Origin of the sequence: Catenovulum sediminis (assembly GCF_007289895.1) — a bacterium.
GTDB classification, from domain to species: domain Bacteria; phylum Pseudomonadota; class Gammaproteobacteria; order Enterobacterales; family Alteromonadaceae; genus Catenovulum; species Catenovulum sediminis.
In genome coordinates this window covers 219,940-243,605 of the sequence record NZ_CP041660.1, presented here as the reverse complement: position 1 = coordinate 243,605, position 23,666 = coordinate 219,940, and the positions used below count along the sequence as shown (strand labels likewise).

At 40.9% G+C, this 23,666-nt stretch carries 18 protein-coding genes and 1 tRNA gene; 13 read left to right on the top strand and 6 right to left on the bottom strand.

The window, feature by feature from the left end; translation table 11 throughout:
• On the top strand, positions 1-2,154 hold the full coding sequence (gene pdsS / locus FNT16_RS00980) for a proteobacterial dedicated sortase system histidine kinase (protein WP_185976651.1): 2,154 nt from the start codon (positions 1-3) through the stop codon (positions 2,152-2,154).
• Positions 2,155-2,220: 66 nt separating this feature from the next.
• Positions 2,221-4,614: a PilZ domain-containing protein gene (locus FNT16_RS00975; RefSeq protein WP_143869791.1), complete on the top strand. Its 2,394-nt coding sequence runs from the start codon at positions 2,221-2,223 to the stop codon at positions 4,612-4,614.
• A gap of 373 nt (positions 4,615-4,987) precedes the next feature.
• Here FNT16_RS00975 and FNT16_RS00970 read toward each other — a convergent pair whose 3' ends face one another.
• A complete protein-coding gene (locus tag FNT16_RS00970) occupies positions 4,988-5,995 on the bottom strand; it encodes a phospholipase A (protein WP_221935046.1) in 1,008 nt (335 codons plus the stop codon).
• 368 nt (positions 5,996-6,363) lie between these two features.
• Here FNT16_RS00970 and FNT16_RS00965 point away from each other — a divergent pair, with 368 nt between their 5' ends.
• A complete protein-coding gene (locus tag FNT16_RS00965; RefSeq protein ID WP_143869790.1) occupies positions 6,364-6,798 on the top strand; it encodes a hypothetical protein in 435 nt (144 codons plus the stop codon).
• Positions 6,799-6,844: 46 nt separating this feature from the next.
• On the opposite strand, the gene miaE is transcribed toward FNT16_RS00965, so the two are convergent.
• Together miaE and lldD are read right to left on the bottom strand one after the other, a co-directional pair.
• Positions 6,845-7,603 carry a tRNA isopentenyl-2-thiomethyl-A-37 hydroxylase MiaE gene (gene miaE, locus FNT16_RS00960; RefSeq protein WP_143869789.1) on the bottom strand — a complete coding sequence of 253 codons (759 nt, stop codon included), beginning with the start codon at positions 7,601-7,603 and terminating at the stop codon, positions 6,845-6,847.
• A gap of 906 nt (positions 7,604-8,509) precedes the next feature.
• Positions 8,510-9,649: an FMN-dependent L-lactate dehydrogenase LldD gene (gene lldD / locus FNT16_RS00955; RefSeq protein ID WP_143869788.1), complete on the bottom strand. Its 1,140-nt coding sequence runs from the start codon at positions 9,647-9,649 to the stop codon at positions 8,510-8,512.
• Between the two features lie 103 nt (positions 9,650-9,752).
• Here lldD and FNT16_RS00950 point away from each other — a divergent pair, with 103 nt between their 5' ends.
• Positions 9,753-10,655 carry a LysR family transcriptional regulator gene (locus tag FNT16_RS00950; RefSeq protein WP_143872825.1) on the top strand — a complete coding sequence of 301 codons (903 nt, stop codon included), beginning with the start codon at positions 9,753-9,755 and terminating at the stop codon, positions 10,653-10,655.
• Positions 10,656-10,666: 11 nt separating this feature from the next.
• Here the strand turns inward: FNT16_RS00950 and dbpA are convergent, their stop codons facing one another.
• Positions 10,667-12,055, bottom strand: coding sequence for an ATP-dependent RNA helicase DbpA (gene dbpA, locus FNT16_RS00945; RefSeq protein WP_143869787.1), 1,389 nt, complete (start codon positions 12,053-12,055; stop codon positions 10,667-10,669).
• 82 nt (positions 12,056-12,137) lie between these two features.
• Complete coding sequence (gene tsaD / locus FNT16_RS00940) at positions 12,138-13,148, bottom strand: tRNA (adenosine(37)-N6)-threonylcarbamoyltransferase complex transferase subunit TsaD (RefSeq protein WP_143869786.1); 1,011 nt, start codon at positions 13,146-13,148, stop codon at positions 12,138-12,140.
• 182 nt (positions 13,149-13,330) lie between these two features.
• Between tsaD and rpsU the strand changes: the two genes are divergently transcribed.
• The 5 genes from rpsU (at position 13,331) to FNT16_RS00915 (ending at position 18,118) form a co-directional block, all read left to right on the top strand.
• Positions 13,331-13,546 (top strand): 30S ribosomal protein S21, encoded by a 216-nt coding sequence (gene rpsU / locus FNT16_RS00935; protein ID WP_143869785.1) that lies wholly within the window; start codon positions 13,331-13,333, stop codon positions 13,544-13,546.
• Positions 13,547-13,559: 13 nt separating this feature from the next.
• On the top strand, positions 13,560-14,006 hold the full coding sequence (locus tag FNT16_RS00930) for a GatB/YqeY domain-containing protein (protein WP_143869784.1): 447 nt from the start codon (positions 13,560-13,562) through the stop codon (positions 14,004-14,006).
• An 86-nt stretch (positions 14,007-14,092) separates the two neighbouring features.
• Positions 14,093-15,859: a DNA primase gene (gene dnaG / locus FNT16_RS00925; RefSeq protein ID WP_143869783.1), complete on the top strand. Its 1,767-nt coding sequence runs from the start codon at positions 14,093-14,095 to the stop codon at positions 15,857-15,859.
• Positions 15,860-15,982: 123 nt separating this feature from the next.
• Entirely contained in the window at positions 15,983-17,812 is a 1,830-nt protein-coding gene (rpoD, locus tag FNT16_RS00920; protein WP_143869782.1) for an RNA polymerase sigma factor RpoD, read from the top strand.
• Positions 17,813-18,041: 229 nt separating this feature from the next.
• Positions 18,042-18,118, top strand: a tRNA-Ile gene (locus FNT16_RS00915).
• A 21-nt stretch (positions 18,119-18,139) separates the two neighbouring features.
• Here the strand turns inward: FNT16_RS00915 and FNT16_RS20320 are convergent.
• Positions 18,140-18,292, bottom strand: a complete 153-nt coding sequence (locus FNT16_RS20320) for a hypothetical protein (protein ID WP_185976650.1) — start codon at positions 18,290-18,292, stop codon at positions 18,140-18,142.
• Between the two features lie 80 nt (positions 18,293-18,372).
• Here FNT16_RS20320 and trmJ point away from each other — a divergent pair, with 80 nt between their 5' ends.
• The 4 genes from trmJ to FNT16_RS00895 all read left to right on the top strand — a co-directional run bounded on the left by trmJ (position 18,373) and on the right by FNT16_RS00895 (position 23,273).
• Positions 18,373-19,098 (top strand): tRNA (cytosine(32)/uridine(32)-2'-O)-methyltransferase TrmJ, encoded by a 726-nt coding sequence (gene trmJ / locus FNT16_RS00910; RefSeq protein WP_143869781.1) that lies wholly within the window; start codon positions 18,373-18,375, stop codon positions 19,096-19,098.
• Position 19,099: 1 nt separating this feature from the next.
• Entirely contained in the window at positions 19,100-19,930 is an 831-nt protein-coding gene (gene cysE / locus FNT16_RS00905) for a serine O-acetyltransferase (protein WP_143869780.1), read from the top strand.
• 95 nt (positions 19,931-20,025) lie between these two features.
• Complete coding sequence (locus FNT16_RS00900; protein WP_143869779.1) at positions 20,026-22,512, top strand: TonB-dependent receptor; 2,487 nt, start codon at positions 20,026-20,028, stop codon at positions 22,510-22,512.
• Between the two features lie 113 nt (positions 22,513-22,625).
• Positions 22,626-23,273, top strand: coding sequence for an MOSC domain-containing protein (locus FNT16_RS00895; RefSeq protein ID WP_143869778.1), 648 nt, complete (start codon positions 22,626-22,628; stop codon positions 23,271-23,273).
• The last annotated feature ends 393 nt before the right edge of the window (positions 23,274-23,666 follow it).

The following is a 23,666-nucleotide window of genomic DNA, read 5'->3' as shown; positions in this document are numbered from 1 at the left end:
GTGCGCTTTTCGTTAAAAAGTAAGTTACTTTTGCTCTCCAGTGTGATGTTTGTATTGCCATGGCTGGGCTATCAATACGTTTGGGAAATGGAATCTTTTCTACGGTTGGGGCAAGAAAAAACTTTATCGGGAACCGCGCAGGCGGTTGCCACTGCATTACACGAGCGGCCAGTGCTATTTGAGCAACACGCTGCATATCAACAGGTGGTTGTGCCGGGCAAGGATTTGTATGCGTATCAATTAAAACAGCCTATTCGGTTGGATGGCGATTTGTCAGAATGGACTGATTTTTCGAAACGCAGTGTGTATTACAATCAACAAAATTTATTGCCGGAATTTAAAACGCTTACCCCCTCTAGTATTTCGTTTAATCATACGGTTGGGCAATATCAGCAACATTTGTATCTGGCTTTTGATGTGCAGGATAATCATGTGGTATTGCGTGAACCAAACAGCTACCGAATAGACAAAAATGACTACTTAGAAATATCGATAGAAGACAACGACGGTGTTTTCAAACGTTATATTTTTGCTTCAAATCAGCAAGCCGGTTGGGTTAATGCGTATCCGGTGGATATCAATAATCGGGCCGAACTACCCGAGCGAAAAATTCAAGGTTATTGGCAAAATAGCCCAGAAGGATACCGGCTTGAATTGAGGTTACCTGTCAGTTGGGTTGGTGCGAAAGCTGGGTTTGCGATTTATGATGTAGACGACAAAATAGAGCGCTCAGTTGTTAGTGCCATCGGTACGGCCAATACACAAAAAGCGGCAGATTTGGGGACTATATTAGTGCCTTCTCCAGAGATTGATTCGATCATCAAGGGGTTAAGTTATAATCAGTCGCGTATTTGGGTAGTCGATAAACATGGTCGAGTACTTGCAAAATCGGGTTCTATTTATGCTTCGGCGCAAAAAAGTGCAAAACCCGACAGCCATCCTTTGATGCAATCGTTGCAGTCATTTTTACAACCTTTATACGATACTATTTTAACTCAGCCAGCACAGACGTTTATCGATCAATTAAAAGATGCAGTGCAACTGCAAGATCAAGCTTTATTGAGTGCATTAAAAGGTGTTCCAGACACTTTATGGCGATTATCACCAGATAAACAAGCCGTTATTATTTCTGCAGCGCACCCCATTTTTATCGGTGGAGAGGTGTTAGGCGCTGTTGTCGTTGAAGAGACGACACATGGTATTCGCAGTTTAAGAAATCAAGCGCTGGAATCATTGTTTAACCAAATCGTGTTGCTATTGTTGGCGGGTAGTTGTGTCTTTTTGCTGTTTGCGTTTCGTATTTCTGGGCGTATACAGACGCTACAATCACAATTAATTGCTGCAGTTGATAAACAAGGGCGTATTACCGGAAACGTTAAGGCGGAGAAAACTCAGGATGAGTTAGGCGATTTGTCGCGTAGTGTCAGTGATTTAGTGCAGCGGTTAGCTGAATATAATTTGTATTTACAAAGTATGTCTTCTCGTATGTCACACGAATTTAAAACACCATTGGCGGTGATCCGCTCGTCTATTGATGCACTTAAACAACAGGAAAGTCAGTTACAGGGTAATGCATTTGTGATCCGTGCAAATGAAGGATTGCAGAGATTAGATGCCATGTTAACAGCAATGACAGAAGCCACGCGATTAGAACAATCGATTCAAAATGAAGATAAAGAAATATTTGATTTAGCACAGGTTGTAGAAGGCTGCATTGCAGGCCATACTTTAGCCTTTAGTAAGCAAAAGTTTGCATTAGAGATACAAAAAGCAGACTATCGAGTAATGGGTAGCCCTGATTTAATAGCGCAGATGATGGATAAGATACTGGCAAATGCAATTGAGTTTTCAGTTGGCGACAATCAAATAGAGATTGAATTAAAAGCTGTGAAAAGCAAAGCAATTCTGGAAGTTAAAAATGTAGGGCAACCTTTACCCGAAACCATGTACGACAGGTTATTTGATTCTATGGTCTCAATTCGCAAAGAAAATACAGCGACTCAGCAGCAAAAACCCCATTTAGGCTTAGGTTTATATATTGCCCGTTTAGTGAGTCAGTTTCATGAGGGGAAAATATCTGCTTTTAATCGTCAGGACGGACAACCCGGTGTATGTTTACAATTTGAAATTCAACGACTAAATTTAACTCAGTGAGCGTTACTTTGAATTATAGACTTTTTCTCTGCCCACTCGTTCTAAATTGCACGCTAAGGTGAGACGGTGGAATATTCAGCGCATATTAAACAAATTATCGAGCAATTGACGCCACTGAGGCAAGATCCCGCATTTGAAGAAACTTTCGTACAGCATACTCAAGATCTTTCTAACGCAGATCGTTTTCAAATAAAAATGGAAGTGAACCGTCGTAATAAACCGTGCCAAAGGCCAATTGATTTACGCCAGCGTTATAAGTCTGAATGCCAACTGTTTGAACATAACAACATCGCACATTATATGCCAGAAAAAGCGATTGACGCCTATAAGTCATTGCTTGAATTATATGCTGGAACCTACACTTTCGCGATTTATGAGCACATTTTAGCGCGTTTTAAAGTCAAACCAAAAAGTGAACAATTTGAATCTAAAACACAGCAAAGTGAGGTGGAAAGAACTTTACAGATGCCGGTAGAATTCGGGCAGCGTTTAATTCGAAATGAAGAAAGGATGAATTACACCACGCAAGTTAAACTTAAAAGTGGTAAACGGGTTGTCGATGCAATTACGCGAGATATTTCACCTTCTGGTTTGCGGATTAAAATTAAATCGATTCAACATTTTGATAGTGATATTCCATTGCTTGTGTCTTTTTCACACTGGCAACAACAATTTGTTGATCAGATTTGCGAAGCAAAATATAAAATTTGTTGGCAAAAAACAGAAAAAGAAACCACGATTTTAGGCTTAGCAACGCTAGATGATGATGTTAGCCAGTCGTTCGGCAAGTTTGTCGAAAAGTATGTGCGCAGCTATAAACGAAAATATCGATTAGATGCCTGTAATACGCTGCAATCGGCGCGCAACATATTGTTTGAGCAATGTTATTTTTATACGCACAGTGCGTTACCCCTGTTTATTGCGCAAAAGGGAATGGAAGTACATATTCCCTATGTTTGTAAACAGCAAAGCAATGCGCATGTATTAGACTACTGGCAAGATGAAAATGGTATTTGCCAACTTCGAGAGCTCTTGTCAGGTCGTCGTTTATCGCATTTGTTAAATCAATTAACACCGGTTAAAAACGAATACTTGTTCTGTTTTACCCATGTACAGCATGGTAAAAAACATTATTTTAGTGCGACTTATGATGAGTTAGAGAGGTTTGAGCTCACTGATTTGTTTTTAGGGTTTGGTGCTCAAAAGCCGGGATGGCGGGTTTTTAAAGTCCAGTTGCAGGAAATTGATTTAAATAACGCGTGGCGAGCCGTCTCTATACCTGAGTCTGCTGGTGAAGAAATTAAAAAGCATAATCAACCTATTGGTGCTTCGGTTCAGCAACGCTTGAGTCAGATATCACATTTTGCTTTGTTATTAGATGTGACCAATAGTGTCGCTAAAAATAGTTACTTAAACCACGAAGTTGAAGTTAAACATTTAGACCGATTGATGAGCTTTAAGCAGGAAAAATTAGAAGCGACACAAACTCAGGCAATTCGTTATGAAATTTTAGGCAAGCGCAAAGAGTTACGTATGCGCTACGATACGCTGGTTAAGTTGGAATGCGCAGGCGCGCATTGCGTTGCTAAAACCGTTAATGTTTCACCCAGCGGGCTGCAGATTCGCGTTGATAAATGGTTTGATTTTGAAAAAGGTAGTAAGGTTAAGCTAAGTTTTCCCTTGTTAGAGGGCAGTGTAAAAGGGGGGATCGGCGCTCAAGCGTATCAAGTGATGGCAACTAACCCTCAATATAAAGTATTGGGGTTACGCATTATCAGCCCAGTTGGTAAAGTATCTGGGGTTTTTAGCCGGCTGATTCATAATCAACATTTAGATAACAAGAAAGCTGGGCAAGATATTGAAGGATTAGAACTGGCTTTAAGAAATCTGATTGTGATGTCAACGTCTCAATGTTGTGGTTTTTTATTAAAGCCTAGTAAGGATCTGTATTGTATTTTGGCACAATCGGCAACCGCTAACCGGTTAAGTGCGTTGATCGATAAAGCACATCAATTCCATCAAAATGCATTTGAAGCTTTTTTATTAGAGAGATTTAAATTAGATGAAAAAGCGCAAAATCAACTACATGCAGAGCTGTTGCTGGTTTGTAATGAGCATCAAGTAGAGCCTGTTGCCTGGCTTGAACAAGAGGTCAGTGAGCCAGAGCGGCAAAAACGTTTGCAACAGGAATATAAAAGAGGCTGTATTTGGGTTATTCGCCTTGAGTCACATGCAGCTATTCAGCCAGATTACAAATCGATAGAGCTCGAGCTCACTTATCTAAATTCCTTTCAACCCGCCGCAGCTCAACAGTTAGAGCGTTATATTGAAACCGTGCAAACCTGTTTTACCTTAACAGATGTCACCCGAGAAGCGATGATCCGCTACAATTTTGACAGTGCGACGATTGCCAAAAACCATCAACAACAAAACGAATTTGTTTTTGACGTTTTGGATTAAAAGCGTATTTAATATTAATACTGGTATTTAATCATCCACAATTAAATGGTTATGAATGGTTTATCGCACCAAATTGGTTTGTTTATTTGGTGCGCTGTATTAATTCTAAGTTTTAGGGAATCATAGTTTGTTTTTAAGTGATTGAAAAATAATGGATTTATTTTTTTTGTTGTTTGTTTGGCTTTGTGGAATGGATTTTGTATATCTATTGATAGGCTAGTGGTAGCTAAGCTCGCCATAAAAGTTTTGTATTGAATTAATAATAACAAAACTACTCAGTAGTTCTCCTAAGTATTTTGCCCGGGAAGTGTGCACCCCGGGCTTTTTTTCTACATATTGAGTCTGTGAATTTCTTATATATTATGGACTTAAATTAGAGTAAATCTGTGAGGGCGATGCCTAATCCTAACCTTTGTTGCGCGTTATTATAGTCAATTAAACTTTCCCCATAACCATTGAAATACTGCAAGTAACCGCGCAGCCGTCCCCATATCGGAAATGTAAAGCCAATTTCAAATGCGCCTTTATGTGTATTGATATTGTGACGTATTAAAAATTGAGTTTGCATGTTTTGATCAATTCTATAGGCGCCTTTGAGTTCAAAATAGCCCATATAATATGCAATATCTGGGTTGTCGTCCCTGTCAGGATCGCTCGTATCATTGTTTTGGTTTTCAGGAATGCGCCACCATGGCTGTAAATTTAATACCCAATCTGGATGTTCTACTAGTATACCCATATAGATTCGGTTCCAACTGCGAGATATGGGGAGTTCACGGCCGTTCGATTGATGTTCTAAACCAAATATTAAACTGGTACTGGTATTTAGTAGCTGCCAGTTGACCGGTAAAAAATAAAATATTTCAGGTTGGTAGTTTGTTTCACGAAAAGGTTTTGAATGTACGCTACTATAAACCTGCCACCAAGATTGCATTGTCATACCAAAAAATAAGGCGTCATTTTCGGTAAACATTGAGGCATAATTTAAAGGTACTTTAAAACTAATCTGCATTTTGGCTTCAAATCGCTGAGAAGCATCCGCCAAAGGTGAATCTGCATAAACGGCTTCATTGTAGCCCGTCGTATAAGTAATCGGTAGAATGTAATTCATTAAATGCGGGGTAATGACATACGGATTAAATGCCGTTTTACGCTCTTCTTTGAGTCGTAGTGATAGAGCACCATTAGAGTGTGTTGTGTCTTTATTTTTTAACGAATTGCAAAGATGATTAATTTGTTCTATTGATATATTTTCGAGCGAGCTATTAAGCTGTTTTAGCTGGCACCGTTCATACTCTGACAGTTCGTCAGCGTAACTGGATAGCGAAAATAAAAATAATAATTTAGCTAATAATACTAATAGGTTACGGCTTATATTCACGTTTTTTACTCTTAGCTGTGGGATCAATCAAAAGGGCGTTCATATTTCCAATTTTTGCTGACAATCCCGTGTTTAGGTGTGATAGAGTTTGTTTAATTTGCAATATATTACTATCCATAGAAGGACACCATGTTTAGTCTTAGAATGACGTTGTTATTATTCTTTTTTTATTCGTTTTGTGCAATTGCCGCTGAATATCATGTAATGAGTTTTAACGTACGCTACGGTTTGGCAAATGATGGGATATGTTTTGCAAAATAATTTTGATTATAATCAGTGTTAGTTTTTTATCTAAGAAAGTTTGATTACCGCTGATTACCGCTATATGTGTCAGTATATCTAATCAAGCAATTTTTTTGGAGGGGGATATGAAAGTTAAATTGGACGACCTTTTATTAGCCATGGATTTTGTATCGGGTGGTTATTCTTTTGACAATGAAGCATTTATTGATACTGAAACCGGTGAAACCTATCTGGCAGGCGAGGCAGTTGACGAAGAGCTACCTGCTGATATCTACGAAAATGAAAAATATATTAGTATTCCTTCAAAAAATGACCTCGGGATAGGTAAAAAAACGGTTATACGTTTTACATTGTTAGAAATGCCAAATCAGCTTGATAAAGTATCTGCCATGTTTGAACAAAGAGGTGCTTACGGCAAGTTTAAATCGCTTTTACAGCGATTAGATTTAGTTGAAAAGTGGTATGCTTACGAAGATCAAGCAACAGAGCAAGCCTTGATCGATTGGTGTGAACTTAATTCAATTCCCTTGGACAATGAGAATCGAGTTAAGAACTCATAAGTATCAATTGGCAAAGTATCGCAGACCTGTATCTCGCTAACAGGGCTTAAGATGCTGGTACGCCACTATGAAATTTGAAATCTTTATCGGTGGATAAAATAAGTTCCGCCTCAACTTGTCCAAAAAACTCGATACGCTGGGAAATATCTTGGCCGGCGATTTGTTCGGCTAATGTCAGGTAATCTTGATAGTGGCGGGCTTCTGAGCGCAGTAAAGATATATAAAACTTTTCCAGCTCAGTGTCTAAGTGTGGGGCTAGTTTGGCAAAACGTTCACACGAACGGGCTTCAATGTACGCACCACAAATGAGTTTGTCGATAAGCGTATCCGGTTCATGGTTTTTAACATGTTTGATAAGCCCTTTGGCATATCGCCCCGCGCTGATGTTATCGTATTTGATATCACGCGCAGTAATAATTTCTAATACCTGATAAAAATGGTGTAACTCTTCTTTAATTAACAACACCATTTTATCGATGAGATCTTGTCCATAAGGCGAATCTTCGCGCGCTTTTATTTGTTTGGACAAACCATTTTTAAGCTTGGATAAACTTTCAAAGCTGCCGTTTTTACGGTAAATAAAATCTTCATAAGGGGCTAACCAGGCAAGTAATGCGTCACCACTTTCTTTATCAACCGCATAACGGCGAATAAGCCACATAGCGGTTTGTGCGGCCTTAAGCTCACATATCATGTGATCGGTTAGTAAAACCGTTCTGTTTTCAGATTTGACTGCTGCATCTACCCATTCATCAGGCGTGCTACAATGTAGAAAATTGTTTATCGGCGCTAATAATTCTTTCAAAGTGGTTGGTTGCTTTTGATATTATTTGGGGCGCTATTGTAACTATTTTTTATGCTTTTTTATAGTGGTGAGCTTCGAGCTTCGAGCTTCGAGCTATGAGCTTCGAGCTATGAGCTTCGAGTTGCAAGTTACAAGTTTCAAGTTTCAAGTTTCAAGTTTTAAGTTAAGTATGAAAGGTGGGTCGTCCCTTTAGGGCGAAAATTGAGCGGCGAGCTTTGAGCAGCGAGCTACGAGCTACGAGTTACAAGCGACGAGTTTCGAGTTAATATCCATTTATTTCTATACGCGGCTATCTTCAATACATGTGCATTCTGCTTTTGTTGATCTAAATGCAGGCCTTAACGTCAATGGCAAATCTATCTTGTATGAGTTCTTAGCTCAATGCTCGAAGCTCGTGACTCGCAGCTAAAAGGTGGGTCGTCCCTTTAGGGCGACAATTGAGCGGCGGGATTTGAGCTACGAGCTACAAGCTACAAGTTTCGAGCTACAAGTTTCAAGTGACAAGTTTCGAGTTAATATCCAATTCTTTCTGTACACTGCCATCTTCAATACATGTGTATACTGCTTTTGTTGATCTAAATGCAGGCCTTAACGTCAATGGCAAATCTATCTTGTATGAGTTCTTAGCTAAATGCTCGAAGCTCGTGACTCGCAGCTAAAAGGTGGGTCGTCCCTTTAGGGCGACAATTGAGCGGCGGGATTTGAGCTACGAGCTACAAGCTACGAGCTGCGAGCTACAAGTTTCGAGTTAATATTAAAGCTTTTCCCTATATGTGACGGTTTTAATTCGACATATTTACATTAAGCAGTGCTTGTCGGCGTAAACGCCGACCTACATTTTAGTTACAAGTTACAAGTGACAAGTTACAAGTGATAAGTGACAAGTTACAAGTTTTAAGTCGCGAATTATTTAATGTTAACCAGTGAATCTCGGTTTAATTCACTGATTCGCTTGGCGCCGGTGAGTGTCATGGCAACGCGCATTTCTTTTTTATATAAATCCAATAAGTTTTCAACACCGGCTTGACCTTGCGCTGCGAGCGCATAGATAAACGAGCGACCTAACATGGTGCAGTCAGCACCTAAGGCCAACATTCTGACAACGTCTAAGCCGTTTCGTATCCCCGAATCGACGAGTATTTTCAAGTCACCTTTAACAGCATCAGCAATCATTGGGAGTGCTTTTGCCGAAGATAAAACACCATCTAACTGGCGGCCACCATGGTTTGAAACGACAATGCCATCCGCACCAAACTTCACTGCGTCTTTGGCATCATCGGCATCTAGAATCCCTTTGATTATCATAGGGCCATCCCAAAAATCTCTAATCCATTCTAAATCTTTCCATGAAATAGAAGGGTCAAAATTTTCACCTAACCAACCAATATAATCCTCTAATTTAGTCGGGGTACCGCGGTAGGTCGAAATATTGCCCAAGTCATGCGGTTTGCCTAACAAACCCACATCAATAGCCCATTGTGGGTGGCATACAGCTTGTAAATTTCTTCTCAGCGCAGCATTTGGGCCACTCATACCAGAATGCATATCACGATAACGGGCACCGGGTACGGGCATGTCCACTGTGAAAACGAGTGTTGTAACACCTGCTGCTTTAGCGCGCTCTAATACGTTGCGCATAAATCCACGGTCTTTTAAAACGTAAAGCTGAAACCACATTGGGCGTTCAATTTTAGGCGCTACTTCTTCAATAGGACAAACAGAAACCGTCGACATAGTAAACGGAATGCCTTTATTGTCCGCTGCTTTTGCTGCCTGAACTTCGCCTCGTCGGGCATACATGCCAGTTAAACCAACAGGCGCTAAAATGATAGGCAAGTCTAACTTTTCACCGAAAATCTCAGTTGATAAATCAAGCTCTGACATATTGTTTAATACACGTTGTTTTAGTGCGATTTCTGCCAGATCTTCACTGTTTTTTCTCAGTGTATGCTCGCTATATGAGCCGCCATCGATATAGTGAAACAAAAAAGGGGGCAGTTTCGCTTTTGCCGCTTTGCGATAATCAGTTGAAGCCGAAATAATCATGCTATAAATCCTGTTAGTCGTTCTAATTCTTTTAATTTATCGCTTTATTTTTTATAAATAAATGGAAATAATGAATAACACTATTTCCAAAATATTGATAAATATGCTGGCGAATGACTTAATCTTATTTTCTCAAGTGATCGAATTGGGGAGTTTTAGCAAAGCTGCAGAGGTAAATAACCTGACAAATTCGGTTGTGAGTAAACGAATTGCACGGTTAGAAGCCGAACTTGGCGTGCAGCTTTTATATCGTACAACACGTAAATTAACCCCTACTGAAGCGGGGCGTATTTTGGCTGTGGGCGCTAAAAATGTTAGCCAAGCGACAACCGATGCTGTAAATACGGTTTCTGGGTTAGGAGAGCAAATATCAGGACATATCAAGATGTCAGTACCGACGATCTCTGGTGAATTACTGCTGGCCGGTGCAGTGGCTGAATTTTGCAATCTGCACCCAGGCTTAACGGTTGATATGTCGATGGACAATCGTTTTGTCGATTTAATTAATGAAGGTTACGATTTAGTTATTCGAACCGGACATTTGAATGACTCTAGTTTAATTGCCAGACACTTGATTGACTCTCAGTGGGTGGTTTGTGTTGCCCCTGCTTACCTTGCAAAAAATGGAACGCCTAAAACGCCGGAAGACTTAATTCATTACAATTGTTTGCAATATGCTTATCAAACAACGGGCGCGAACGAATGGGCCTTTAAAACCGAACATCGAAATTATTCCGTGCAGGTTCGTGGCTCGTTTTCAACCAACAATGCCAGTGCATTACGCAAAGCGGTGCTGGGCAGTCATGGTATTGCGTATTTACCTAGGTGTTTGGTTTATCCAGATTTGTGTTGCGGTGATTTGTTAGAGCTATTCCCCCAACACGTTGCCAAGCGACTGGGGGTGTATGCAGTTTATCCCTACACTAAACAGCCATCGAACAAAATAAAAATGTTGGTTGAACATATCAAACAACATTATTTATCGATGTCGCATTATTTTTGTTAGCTTTTCCTGACTTAACCGCGCAGTAGTCGGGCGCGAAAGGTGCGTCCTTTGAGTTTTCCTTTAACAATTTTTTCTAATGCTAGTTTGCGTTTATCGCGGGGCACGGCGACGTATGCCCAATTATCAAATAATTGGATCTTGCCAATATCATCACCGGTTAAATCTTTATCACGTGTCAGCGCACCTAAAATATCTCCCGCACGCACTTTTTGTTTTTTCCCGCCATCAATCTGAATAGTCGCCATCCTTGCCTGTGTGATTGGTTTTTCTAATACACTGGGGCGGGGCAGGCTTTCTGCACGAATATCTCGGCCTAATAATTCACTTAGTAATTCAATTTTATAACTGTCTTTTTCGGTAAAAAATGAACAGGCGAGGCCCTTATTACCAGCGCGTCCGGTTCGCCCAACACGGTGAACATGGACTTCGGAGTCATGCGCTAAATTATAATTAAACACAGCGTCTAAATTATCAACATCCAAACCTCGAGCAGCAACATCCGTTGCTACTAATATACTGGCGCTTTTATTGGCAAATTGAACTATGGTTTGGTCCCGCTCTTTTTGCTCTAAATCACCATTTAATGCAAGCGCACTATAACCATAAGCGTTTAATTCACGGCAAACGGCTAGCGTATCCTGTTTAGTGTTACAAAAAACAACACTCGATTCAGGTTGGTGTTGCTGTAGTAACAAGCGTAAAGCCATGAGTCGATCATCATTGTTGTTCACTTGAAAAAAGTGCTGACTAATTGAATTTTGGTCGTGGCTTGCTTCTACTTTAACCATCAGCGGGTTTTGCATTATTTTTCGACTGATTGCTTCAATTTTATCGGGATAGGTTGCACTGAATAATAAGGTTTGGCGAGCTGTTGGCAAAACATCCGTTACTGCATCAATAGCTGATTGAAATCCCATTTCTAACATGCGATCCGCTTCATCCAACACAAATGTGTCGACGTGTTCAAAGGTCAAGGTTCCACGGTTTAAATGATCTTCAATACGGCCCGGTGTACCTACAATGATATGCGCGCCATGGTAGAGCGAGTCTATTTGTTTACCAATGGGTACGCCACCACACAGGGTTAAAATTTTAATATTGTGGATAGTACGGGCGAGCTTTCTAAGTTCAACCGCAACTTGATCTGCCAGTTCTCTTGTTGGGCACAAAACTAATGTTTGAATGCGAAATTTTTTAACATCTAGTTTGTTTAATAAACCTAAACCAAATGCGGCCGTTTTACCTGAGCCGGTTTTGCCTTGGGCAATAACATCTTTACCTTGTAAAATGGCCGGCAGGCTTTGCGCTTGTATTTCGGTCATCGACTGATAACCCAGCGATTCAATATTTTTTAATAAGTCAGGATGTAATTTTAAAGAGTTAAACGCTGTGTCAGTCACAAATGCGGCCTAAATTGAAAATGATGGGCCGCATTATAGCAAGTTATTTGATTAGCGCGTTAATTTAGCGGTGAAATCGTAGTTAAATTGCTTGTAAATCGGTTAGCGGCCAGCGCGGTTTAATTTCGGTATCTTGTCCAGCTTGACCCGCTTTTAATCGTTGTAAACCTGCATACGCTATCATTGCACCATTATCCGTACAAAACTCTAACCTTGGGTAATAAACCTGGCCTTGTTGAGCCTGCATTAAAGCCGCTAGCTTTTCTCGTAAAAAAGTATTTGCACTGACACCGCCTGCGACAACAAGTCTTTTGTGCCCAGTTTGTTTTAACGCGCGTTTACATTTGATGACCAGTGTATCGACAGCCGCTTCCTGAAAGGCATAAGCGATATCCGCCAATGTTTGTTGATCTTTTCCGTTGTCGCGTAATGTATTGGCTGCAAACGTCTTTAAACCAGAGAAAGAAAAATCTAAACCCGGTCTGTCAGTCATTGGTCTTGGAAATTTGAAACGGCCAGCGGTGCCTTGTTCAGCCAGTTTTGCAAGCCTTGGTCCGCCCGGATAATCCAAACCCATAATTTTAGCGGTTTTATCAAAAGCTTCACCCACCGCATCGTCAATGCTTTCACCTAACAGTTCATACTGGCCAATGCCCTTTACTTCAACCAATAACGAATGACCACCAGAAACTAACAAGGCAACAAACGGAAAATCTGCCTTTTCCTCTTCTAACATAGGCGCTAACAAATGACCTTCCATATGGTGTACACCTACTACCGGTTTATTCCAAGCGTAAGCTAACCCTCTGGCGACGGTCGAACCAACCAATAGTGCACCAATAAGTCCGGGACCTGATGTAAAGGCGATGCCATCTATAGACGATTTATCACAATTGGCTTCTTTTAAAGTTTTTTCGATTAACGGGACAATTTTGCGAATGTGATCGCGTGATGCAAGTTCGGGTACAACACCACCATAGTCAGCATGTAATTTTACCTGACTATATAATTGATGATTTAATAGGCCATCTTTTTCATCATAGATGGCGATGCCGGTTTCATCACAAGAAGTTTCTATACCTAAAACGCGCATTTTTTGCCTCTGTTATCACTCTTGGGCGCGCATTTTAGCCATCTTGCGTTTAATTCACCAGTTTTTGTGCTCAATAACTTTACTTTAACGGAATAATTGGATTAGAATTGCGCACCATTTTTAGTCCGACCGCTCAAATAATGTTCGAAGCGGTGTGTTTTATTATCCTGAGGTGATATTTAATGCCAATTGTTAAGGTAAGAGAAAACGAACCATTTGACGTCGCTTTGCGTCGCTTCAAGCGTTCATGTGAAAAAGCTGGTATTTTAGCTGATGTTCGTAGCCGTGAATTCTACGAAAAACCAACTGCAGAGCGTAAGCGCAAAAAAGCTGCAGCGGTTAAGCGTCATGCTAAGAAGCTTTCGCGTGAAAACGCACGTCGTGTAAAATTATACTAAGACAGCGATTGACATGACTCTTACTGAACAGCTGAAAGATGCCATGAAAGATGCGATGCGTGCGAAAAATAAAGTGCGCCTCGGAACGATTAGGCTGGCTCTGTCTGCCATTAAACAACAGGAAGTTGACGGCCAAAAAACTTTGTCTGATGATGAAGTACTCGCCGTGCTTACCAAAATGGTAAAGCAGCGCAAAGACTCGGTTGAACAGTATACACAAGGGGGTCGTGAAGACCTGGCCGCAGTCGAAACAGCAGAAATTGCTGAATTAGAAACTTTCTTGCCTGCCGCGTTAAGCGAATCTGAGTTATCAGATATTGTGATACAGGCAATACAAGAAAGTGGCGCACAAGGCATGCAAGACATGGGGAAAGTAATGAATATTATTCGTCCTCAAGTTCAAGGCCGCGCAGACATGGCTCAGGTAAGCCAAATGGTTAAAGCGAAGATAAACGCTTAATCTTTCAGCTTGCTCTGTCGTTTTTGGTAAAACCGCGCTTATGTGCGGTTTTGCTGTTTATTACGCACTGACATAAAAAAGAAATCATGGCTGGACGCATTCCAAGAAATTTTATTGACGACATAATTGCCCGTACTGACATAGTAGAGGTGATTGATGCACGTGTGCGTTTAAAAAAAACCGGTAAAAATTATTCTGCCTGTTGCCCGTTTCATAACGAAAAATCCCCATCTTTTACAGTCGCACCAGATAAACAGTTTTATTATTGTTTTGGTTGTGGCGCAAAAGGCAATGTCATTTCTTTTTTAATGGAATATGACAGTTTAGAGTTTGTAGATGCAATAGAAGAGCTGGCGGGTATGCACGGCATGGATGTACCGCGAGAAGACACCGGACAACCTATTGACCCAGCTAAAAAAGCGCAAAGTAAACAAGATTATGAAGTGATGGCGCAAGCCACTCAGTTTTACCAGTATCAGCTTACCCATAATTCTCAGTCAGCCAAAGTTCAACAATATATTCAACAGCGTGGTTTAAATGCCGAAACAGTCCAGTATTTTCAGATTGGTTATTCTCCCGCGCAATGGGATGGCTTGTTAAAAGCAATCGGTAAAAGCCGAGATCAAGCAATGCAACTGCGTGATTTAGGCATGCTGATTGAAAAAGAAGGCAAAGGATCATTATACGACAGGTTTAGAGATCGTCTGATGTTTCCGATATTGGATCGCCGGGGAAAATGCATTGGTTTTGGCGGTCGAGTGATTGGTGATGGGACACCTAAGTATTTAAACTCACCTGAAACACGTATTTTCCATAAAGGCCGGGAACTTTATGGGCTTTATCAAGCCAGAAATGCAAATCGTGGGCTTGAACGTTTAATTGTTGTTGAAGGTTATATGGATGTTGTCGCCTTATTTCAGGCTGGTATTACCTATGCTGTCGCTTCATTGGGCACTTCAACCACAGCCGAACAAATTCAGTTGATGCTACGCACTACCAGCGAGATTGTGTGCTGTTACGATGGTGATAAAGCGGGTCGAGCTGCTGCGTGGCGAACGCTTGAAAATGCTTTGCCACATCTAGTGGATGGTGTACAAATTAAGTTTATGTTTTTACCGGATGGCGAAGATCCCGATTCGTTTGTAAAAACACAAGGAAAAGAAAAGTTTGAGCACGAAGTTGCCAAAGCTCAAGATTTAGTAAGCTTTTTTTACCAGAATTTGTATGAAAAAATTGGTGAAAGTGATGGCGATTTTGCACGTTCCAAACTCAGCCAACTGGCACAGCCTTTGATAGATAGTATGCCAGATAGTGAGTACAAACATGCAATTGCCAGTACATTATCGGTTAAACTTAAACGCGATGTCGCCGTTAATAAGATAGATAAAGTCAGCCAGGCTAAGGCAAAACAGGCGAAAATGAATGCCAAAGGCGGCAAAAAAGTCACGCCAATACGCATGGCGGTTGCATTAATGCTGTCTCGTCCCCATCTATCACAACATCTGGCACATTTAAGTGAAAGTCAGTTAAATGCGCTCGCATCGATGGAAGAACCCGGCATTGATTTTTTAGTCGCACTGCTCAGATTTTGTCTAAACAATCCAAATTCTAGTGCAGCGGCTATACTTGAACATTGGCGCGGTACAGCACAAGAGAAAATTGTGTCCCAGTTATTGATGTGGGAGCATCATGTTGAAGAAGACAACATAGAGGTGGTTTTTTTGGATGCCATTGAAAAAATTTTGGCTTTGTTTGTTAACAAACGCAAAGCATTACTGCAAGCAAAAGCGCGCATGAATCTAATTTCGAATGAAGAGAAGCAAGAATATTTACAATTACTGAAAGTTCGTTGATTTTAGTTAAGGCTATTTATAACGAATATCAGTCAGAATCGTGTAATCATGGCAAAACTCTGCTATAATGGCGAGTTCACTGCATCGTAATTTATTTCATTTCATAGGTAAGCGGAAGTCTGTATGGAGCAAAACCGTCAGTCACAACTTAAGTTGCTCGTTACTAAAGGTAAAGAGCAGGGCTATTTAACTTACGCCGAAGTTAATGATCATTTGCCGCAAGAAATTGTCGACTCAGATCAAATCGAAGACATTATTAGTATGATCAATGACATGGGTATCCAGGTCTTTGAATCAGCACCCGATGCAGACGCATTGTTAATGTCTGATGAAACAACCGCAACAGACGAAGAAGCGGCAGAAGCAGCTGCACAAGCTCTCGCCTCTGTTGAAAGTGAAATTGGTCGAACGACTGATCCTGTTCGCATGTACATGCGTGAAATGGGAACAGTTGAACTTCTGACGCGTGAGGGCGAAATAGATATCGCTAAGCGTATTGAAGAAGGTATTAACCAAGTTCAATGTTCAGTTGCTGAATTTCCTGAAGCCATCACTTATTTATTAGACCAATACGATAGAGTTGAAGCGGAAGAAATTCGCTTAACCGATATCGTCTCAGGTTTTATCGATCCTAACGAGCCAGACGACGTCTTGGCACCAACAGCAACGCATGTTGGTTCTGAATTATCAAAAGATGATTTAGATGATGAAGATGACGATGACGAAGAAGAAGAAGATACCGGGATAGATCCTGAATTAGCGCGCGAAAAATTCCAGGAGTTACGTGAATCATATGAAAATGTGATGAAAGTCGTAGACAAACATGGCCGTAGCCATCCTGAAACGCGTACCGCTATTGAAGAGCTGAGCAATATTTTTAAATTGTTCCGTTTAGTGCCTAAGCAGTTTGATCGCTTAGTAGGTCACATGCGCTCGATGATGGACAAAGTGCGTACACAAGAGCGTATCATCATGAAGTATGCTGTTGAATATGCAAAAATGCCGAAAAAAGATTTCACACGGGCATTTGCCGGTGATGAAACCTCGACCGCATGGATAGACAAAGCAATTGCAGATGGCAAGCCATTTTCAGCTGGCATTGCAGAGCACAAAGATGAAATTTTACGATGTGTGCAGAAATTAAAACACATTGAAGAAGAAACTAAGCTCAGCGTTGTAAATATTAAAGATATCAACCGTCGTATGTCGATTGGTGAAGCTAAAGCTCGCCGGGCGAAAAAAGAAATGGTTGAAGCAAACTTACGTTTGGTTATCTCCATTGCCAAAAAATACACAAACCGTGGTTTACAATTCCTAGATTTAATTCAGGAAGGTAACATTGGTTTGATGAAAGCTGTTGATAAGTTTGAATACCGTCGCGGTTATAAATTCTCGACGTATGCAACTTGGTGGATCCGTCAGGCGATCACCCGATCAATTGCTGACCAAGCACGTACCATCCGTATTCCTGTGCATATGATTGAAACGATTAACAAGTTAAATCGTATTTCGCGTCAAATGCTACAAGAAAAAGGTCGTGAGCCAACGCCAGAAGAATTGGCTGAAGAAATGATGATGCCGGAAGATAAAATCCGCAAAGTGATGAAGATTGCCAAAGAGCCGATTTCTATGGAAACGCCCATTGGTGATGATGAAGATTCGCATTTGGGGGATTTTATTGAAGATAGCACTATTAGCTCACCGGTTGATGCGGCGACTTCTGAAAACTTACAAGATGCGACACGTGACGTATTAGCGGGCTTAACAGCACGTGAATCTAAAGTTTTACGTATGCGATTTGGTATTGATATGAATACTGACCACACTTTAGAAGAGGTCGGTAAACAATTTGACGTAACACGCGAACGTATTCGTCAGATTGAAGCAAAAGCACTTCGTAAGCTAAGACATCCATCACGCTCTGAGCAGCTACGCAGTTTCCTAGACGAGTAGATAGACGAGTAGATTGCAAAGCATTAAATTGTACTTTATAAGAAGCCTCATTTGAGGCTTCTTTTGTTTTTGCGCGAATAAATTTAATGCAAAAATCAACACACCCTAATCAAATGTTGAAAAAATAGTCACTTAAACAAAAGATTACGAAAAATAAGTGACATCAAAAAAAGACTCCATTATACTGCGCACCACTTTCACGGCTTAGCCTGCTGAAAGCATAAAAAATGGCCCTATAGCTCAGTTGGTTAGAGCACCCGACTCATAATCGGTAGGTCCCCTGTTCGAGTCAGGGTGGGGCCACCATTTTTCTTTACCAAATCCCGCTTATTTTGCATTTATTATTTCGAATGTTTTAACACCTTGTCGCACAAGCGCTTCATCTGTATCTAATACAATATTTATTAGAGCGACAGACCTAGCCCCTTTACTGCCTACAATTTTAAGATCTGTCAGTGAACCTAGATATTCTAGTTGCAAGCTTTTCACCTAGTACTGGCCTTGAGCTAGCGAAACTATCGGCGTAGAATACGCGCTCACAAAAAAATCAAGGCAGCTTCATGTTAGACAATATTCGTATCATTCTGGTTAATACATCTCATACAGGTAATATCGGTTCGACAGCTCGTGCAATGAAAACCATGGGTTTGTCTAAACTTTGGTTAGTTGATCCGGTTAACGAACCCGATAGTCATGCCAGTGCATTGGCGGCGGGTGCAACAGATGTATTAGGCAATGCGAAGATAGTTAAAACCTTAGATGAAGCAATCGCGGGTTGTCGTTTAGTGGTTGCGGCCAGTGCGCGCAGCAGAACTTTATCTTGGCCGGTGATGGATCCAAGAGAGTCGGGCATTAAATTAGTGCAGGAATCTCAAACAGGTGAAGTTGCACTTATTTTTGGCCGTGAGAATAATGGTTTAAGTAATGAAGAATTACAAAAAGCGAATTTTCACGCGATTATTCCAGCTAACCCTGATTATAGTTCTTTAAATTTAGCCGCAGCTGTACAGACGCTTTGTTACGAAGTTCGCATGGCTTATTTGCAAGAACATCAGTATCCCGAGCAAGAAGAACCCTATCCCTTGACGGATGATGTTGAACGGTTTTATACACACCTTGAACAGACACTTACGGATATTGATTTTATCGTTAAAAACCATCCGGGGCAGGTGATGGCAAAGTTACGTCGATTGTTTAATCGTGCCAGACCTGAAGCGCAGGAGTTAAATATCCTGCGTGGTATGTTAGCTTCTGTTGATAAGCTAAGTAAAAACAAGGATAGCTAGCATGTTTGAGCGCCTCAAAGAAGATATTAACTCTGTATTTCATCGCGACCCAGCGGCGCGTAATTTTATTGATGTATTAACCAATTATCCAGGGATGCATGCAATTTGGTGGCACAGAATAAGTCACCCTTTGTATAAACGAAACTGGAAATGGCTGGCACGTTTTGTCTCCAATTTAGCGCGTTGGTTGACCGGTATTGAAATTCATCCGGGGGCAACCATTGGCCGGCGCTTTTTTATCGATCATGGGATGGGCGTTGTTATCGGTGAAACGGCAGAAATTGGTGATGATTGTACTTTGTACCATGGCGTGACATTAGGTGGTACAAGCTGGAACGCTGGCAAACGCCACCCAACACTTGGCAATGGTGTTGTTGTCGGGGCAGGCGCTAAAGTTTTAGGGCCAATTTACGTTGGTGAAAATGCCAAAGTCGGTTCTAACTCCGTAGTCGTTAAAGATGTACCGGAAGGAGCGACAGTGGTCGGTATTCCGGGGCGAGTTGTAACACCGAAAAACAAACAAGCTAATGTTGATAGTGCAGCGGATGAAAAACGCCAAGCGATCGCTAAAAAGTATGGTTTTGATGCCTATGCAGTCAGTGAGGATAACCCTGATCCGGTCGCCAGCCATATTGGCAGAATTTTAGACCACCTTCATTTTATGGATGGCAAAGTCGCAGATTTATGCCGTGAAGTTAAAAAAATGGGTGGCGATGTGTGCGATCAGGAAATTCCGGGTTTATCCATTGATGATGAAGAAATCGTAAAAGCTGAAAAAGCGGCAGCAAGTGACAGAGAAAAACGCCACGAGTCGTTTGATCCGCAAATCTAAAATCATTTAGTTAAACAGCGACAAACGGCTTTACAGTCAACTGTTATAATGTAACAATACCCTCCATTTGTTACGTTATAACATCTTGGCCTCTTATGTTTAAAAAAATCCTCCCTTTATCTTGTCTGGTATTTACACCCTTCGTAAATGCAAATTATCTTGCTGGGCAACTTTCAACCGAAAATGGTCAACCCGTTAAAAACGCTTTAGTTGAAGTGATTGGCGGTAGTCAAAAAACACAAACTTCAGAATATGGACACTTTGCGATTAAACCCTTGCCGGAAGGTCATTACGAGCTGCATATCGTAGCGGATGGTTATGTGCATAAAAACATTCATATTGACGTGCCAGCGACTGGTTTAGAAGGCGTAAAGATTACATTGAGTCAATCACCAATTGAAGTGATCGATGTTACGGCCAGCTCGTTTCATACCTCGCAAATAGAATCAGCGATGCCGGTTAGTGTTTTAAGTGGAGAGCAGTTGCGTCAACAACAAGCGACTACCATAGGGGATAGTTTAAAAAAGGTGGTTGGCGTACATAGCAACCACCATGGCTCTGTCGCAGCATCTCCGATTATCCGCGGTTTAGACGGTCCGCGTGTGTTAATGGTGCAAAATGGATTAGATAGTGGTGATGTTTCGCGCTCGGGCGCCGATCATATCATCAGTAGTAATGCGAGCACGGCGAAACAAATTGAAGTGTTAAGAGGGCCGGCCACCTTGTTTTATGGCAATGGGGCGATTGGTGGTGTTGTGAATATTGTTGACGGGCGTATTCCGCAGGACACAGCAACGGAAGGTCAAGCCAGTTTGCTTTACGCGAATAACAATAGCGGTAAAAATGCCAGCGCAAGTTATAAAACCGGTTTTGAATCTACTGCACTTTATTTAGATGGTTTTGCTTATGACAATGGTAATTATCATTCAGCAGAAAGTGAAATTGAAAACTCAGATGCGCAAGCGTCTGGTTTTACCTTGGGAGCCAGTCAGTTTTTAGATAATGGCTCTATTGGTGCTAGTTATGGTTTTATGAATAAGCAGTATGGCATACCGGGCCATAGCCATTCACCCGACACCGCTCATCAAGACGGACATGAAGACGGACATGAAGATGAGCACGAAGACGAACATCTATTGCACGAAGATGATCACGACGGTGAACACGACGGTGAACACGCAGCACATGAAGAGCGTGTTTATGCGGATATGTGGCAGCATCGGGGGCAGGTTAAAGGTGAATTTAATTTCGCGGATGCATTTGTACAGCAGGTTAATTTTGCGCTGGGGTATACCGATTACCGACATGATGAAATTGAAGACGGCGCGGTAGCAACTAGGTTTGATAAACAAACGTTCGAAATTAGAAATGAATTTTTACATAAAGAATATCATGACTGGCGTGGTGGCTGGAATGTGCACTACAAACGAGACGCACAGCAGTCAAAAGGTGAAGAAGCTTATGCACCCGATTCAACAACTGAAAATCTAGCAATTGCCTGGATAGAAGAAAAACATGCAGGTGATTTTTTAATTCAGTTGGGGATGCGTTTAGATGAGGTAAAGATAAAAGCTGATCCGCTCAGCTTGCAGGAGATAGAATTTGCATCCCATCATGACGAACACGCCGAACCGCATGAAGAACCGCATGAAAACGAGCATGAAGGTGAACATGACGAGCACGCAATCACTTTTAACTATAGTGAGCACTCATTTACACCATTAAGTTTAACCGCTGGCGTGGTTTGGGATTTCACCGAAGGTTACAACTTAGGATTGGCAGTATCTCATGCGCAGCGAGCGCCTTCCGTTAACGAATTATTTGCGTTTGGTCCTCATTTGGCCAGTGGTGTATATGAAGTTGGCCGTGCTTATGAGCTTCACGAACATGATGAACATGTCGATTTTGAGCTAAATGCAAGTGATTTGAAATTAGAAAAATCCAACAACTTGGATCTCAGTTTTCGTAAGTTTTCTGGCAATACAGGTTTTGTCTTTAACGTTTTCTACAACAATATAGATAATTATTATTATCAACAAAAAACCGAGTTTACAGCTTTAGTTAGTGCGCACGAACATGAAGATGAGCATCTAGAAGAGCCTGAAGAAGCGCATGCAGAAGATGCGTTAAATTTAGATGTATATCAATATCAAAGTGCCGATGCAAAACTCTATGGCTACGAAGCGCAAGTGTTTTGGCAACCCAATTCTGATTGGAAACTTGAAGTAGGTAGTGATGCAGTTCGAGCAAAATTAAAAAGTGGCGAAAATCTTCCGCGCACATCACCGATGCGTGTCTACAGCCATGTTAAATATCAAGCCGTCAATTATTCAATAGAAGGGCAGCTGAGTCGTTATTTTTCACAAAAAAATATCTCGCAAAATGAAACGGCGACAACGGGTTATACCGTTTTAGATGTGTATTTTAATTATTACACCAATCTAGCCGGACAAGAGCTGAAAGTGTTCGCCAAAGCAGAAAACTTAACCGATGAATATGCCAAAGTGCATACCTCGTTAATTAAAGATGAAGCGCCTATTATGGGCAGAAACATCAGTTTTGGTATCACAACTTATTTTTAGGCCTAACGCTTTGCTTGATATAAAAAAATAATACAAGGATAACGCCCTGTTGACCTCGCGCCCTTTTCTAATTTTGTATATAGTTTGCTACAGATAAAGAAGAGGGCCGTCTTATGCACATTTTATCTATTAATGTTTCTAAAAAACGCTTGGTTCAGTATGGTACAAGGCAAATAGAAACCGGCATTTTTAAACAGCCTGTCAGCTCAGCCGTCCAAGTTTTTAATGACCACATCGAAGGTGATGAGCAAGCCGACCTAAAAAATCATGGTGGGCTGGGTAAAGCAGTTTATGCTTATAGCTATCAGCACTACAGTTACTGGCGCACTGAACTGAGTTTAAATGAACTGCCGTTCGGTAGTTTTGGTGAAAACCTGACCCTGTCTGAATTAGATGAAGCACAAATACAAATAGGGGATATTTTTAAAGTGGGTGATGTGATTTTGCAAGTATCACAGCCACGCGTTCCTTGTTTTAAATTGGGCTTAAAATTTGATAACGCTGAAATGCCAAGGTTATTTTCTAAATCGTTGCGCACAGGTGTGTACTTCAGCGTAAAACAAAGCGGTACGATTGCACCGGATGATACCTTTCAATTAATCGATAAAGCAGCGAATAGTGTTTCTGTACAAAGTATCTTTTCAGCGTATTTTCACATGGAAAAAAGTGCTGCTAAACCCATTATCGAAAAAGCGGTAGCGGTTGAAGGTTTATCCGAAGAATGGCGCGCGCAGCTGCAAAAATTTTTGCTGCGGTGGTAATTTAGTACAGATAAAAAAGCCTAGTACATTAAGCATCATCTCTGATTTATAACTAGACTATCGTAAGCACTGGTATTTCTAAGCAGTTAGCCTGCCAAATATTGGTATTAATTAAGCTCATAAGCAGTGCGTCTTTTAGGTATATATTAATCCATTACGACCAGTTTAGTTTTTATCTAACTTGTCAGAAATTAGCTGAGAATGCATAGACGTTGTGTTTATTCGTTAGATAAAATTTTGTAAAGTTTGATGTTTTATATTTAAATTTTCCATGGGGGTAGATTATACCTTTGGATACCGGTTACATTTTTTTATTGTAAGAATTATATTTCGCTATTATGATGCACATATTCTTGATGCCAAATAATTAGGTATTGAGAGTTTTAGCTTAAG

Excerpts from the sequence above, each read along its gene's own strand:
- FNT16_RS00965 (WP_143869790.1), top strand. The coding sequence starts at position 6,364 with ATGAAAGTTAAATTGGACGACCTTTTATTAGCCATGGATTTTGTATCG.
- lldD (WP_143869788.1), bottom strand. The coding sequence starts at position 9,649 with ATGATTATTTCGGCTTCAACTGATTATCGCAAAGCGGCAAAAGCGAAA.
- FNT16_RS00950 (WP_143872825.1), top strand. The coding sequence starts at position 9,753 with ATGCTGGCGAATGACTTAATCTTATTTTCTCAAGTGATCGAATTGGGG.
- tsaD (WP_143869786.1), bottom strand. The coding sequence starts at position 13,148 with ATGCGCGTTTTAGGTATAGAAACTTCTTGTGATGAAACCGGCATCGCC.
- rpsU (WP_143869785.1), top strand. The coding sequence starts at position 13,331 with ATGCCAATTGTTAAGGTAAGAGAAAACGAACCATTTGACGTCGCTTTG.
- FNT16_RS00930 (WP_143869784.1), top strand. The coding sequence starts at position 13,560 with ATGACTCTTACTGAACAGCTGAAAGATGCCATGAAAGATGCGATGCGT.
- dnaG (WP_143869783.1), top strand. The coding sequence starts at position 14,093 with ATGGCTGGACGCATTCCAAGAAATTTTATTGACGACATAATTGCCCGT.
- rpoD (WP_143869782.1), top strand. The coding sequence starts at position 15,983 with ATGGAGCAAAACCGTCAGTCACAACTTAAGTTGCTCGTTACTAAAGGT.
- trmJ (WP_143869781.1), top strand. The coding sequence starts at position 18,373 with ATGTTAGACAATATTCGTATCATTCTGGTTAATACATCTCATACAGGT.
- cysE (WP_143869780.1), top strand. The coding sequence starts at position 19,100 with ATGTTTGAGCGCCTCAAAGAAGATATTAACTCTGTATTTCATCGCGAC.
- FNT16_RS00900 (WP_143869779.1), top strand. The coding sequence starts at position 20,026 with ATGTTTAAAAAAATCCTCCCTTTATCTTGTCTGGTATTTACACCCTTC.
- FNT16_RS00895 (WP_143869778.1), top strand. The coding sequence starts at position 22,626 with ATGCACATTTTATCTATTAATGTTTCTAAAAAACGCTTGGTTCAGTAT.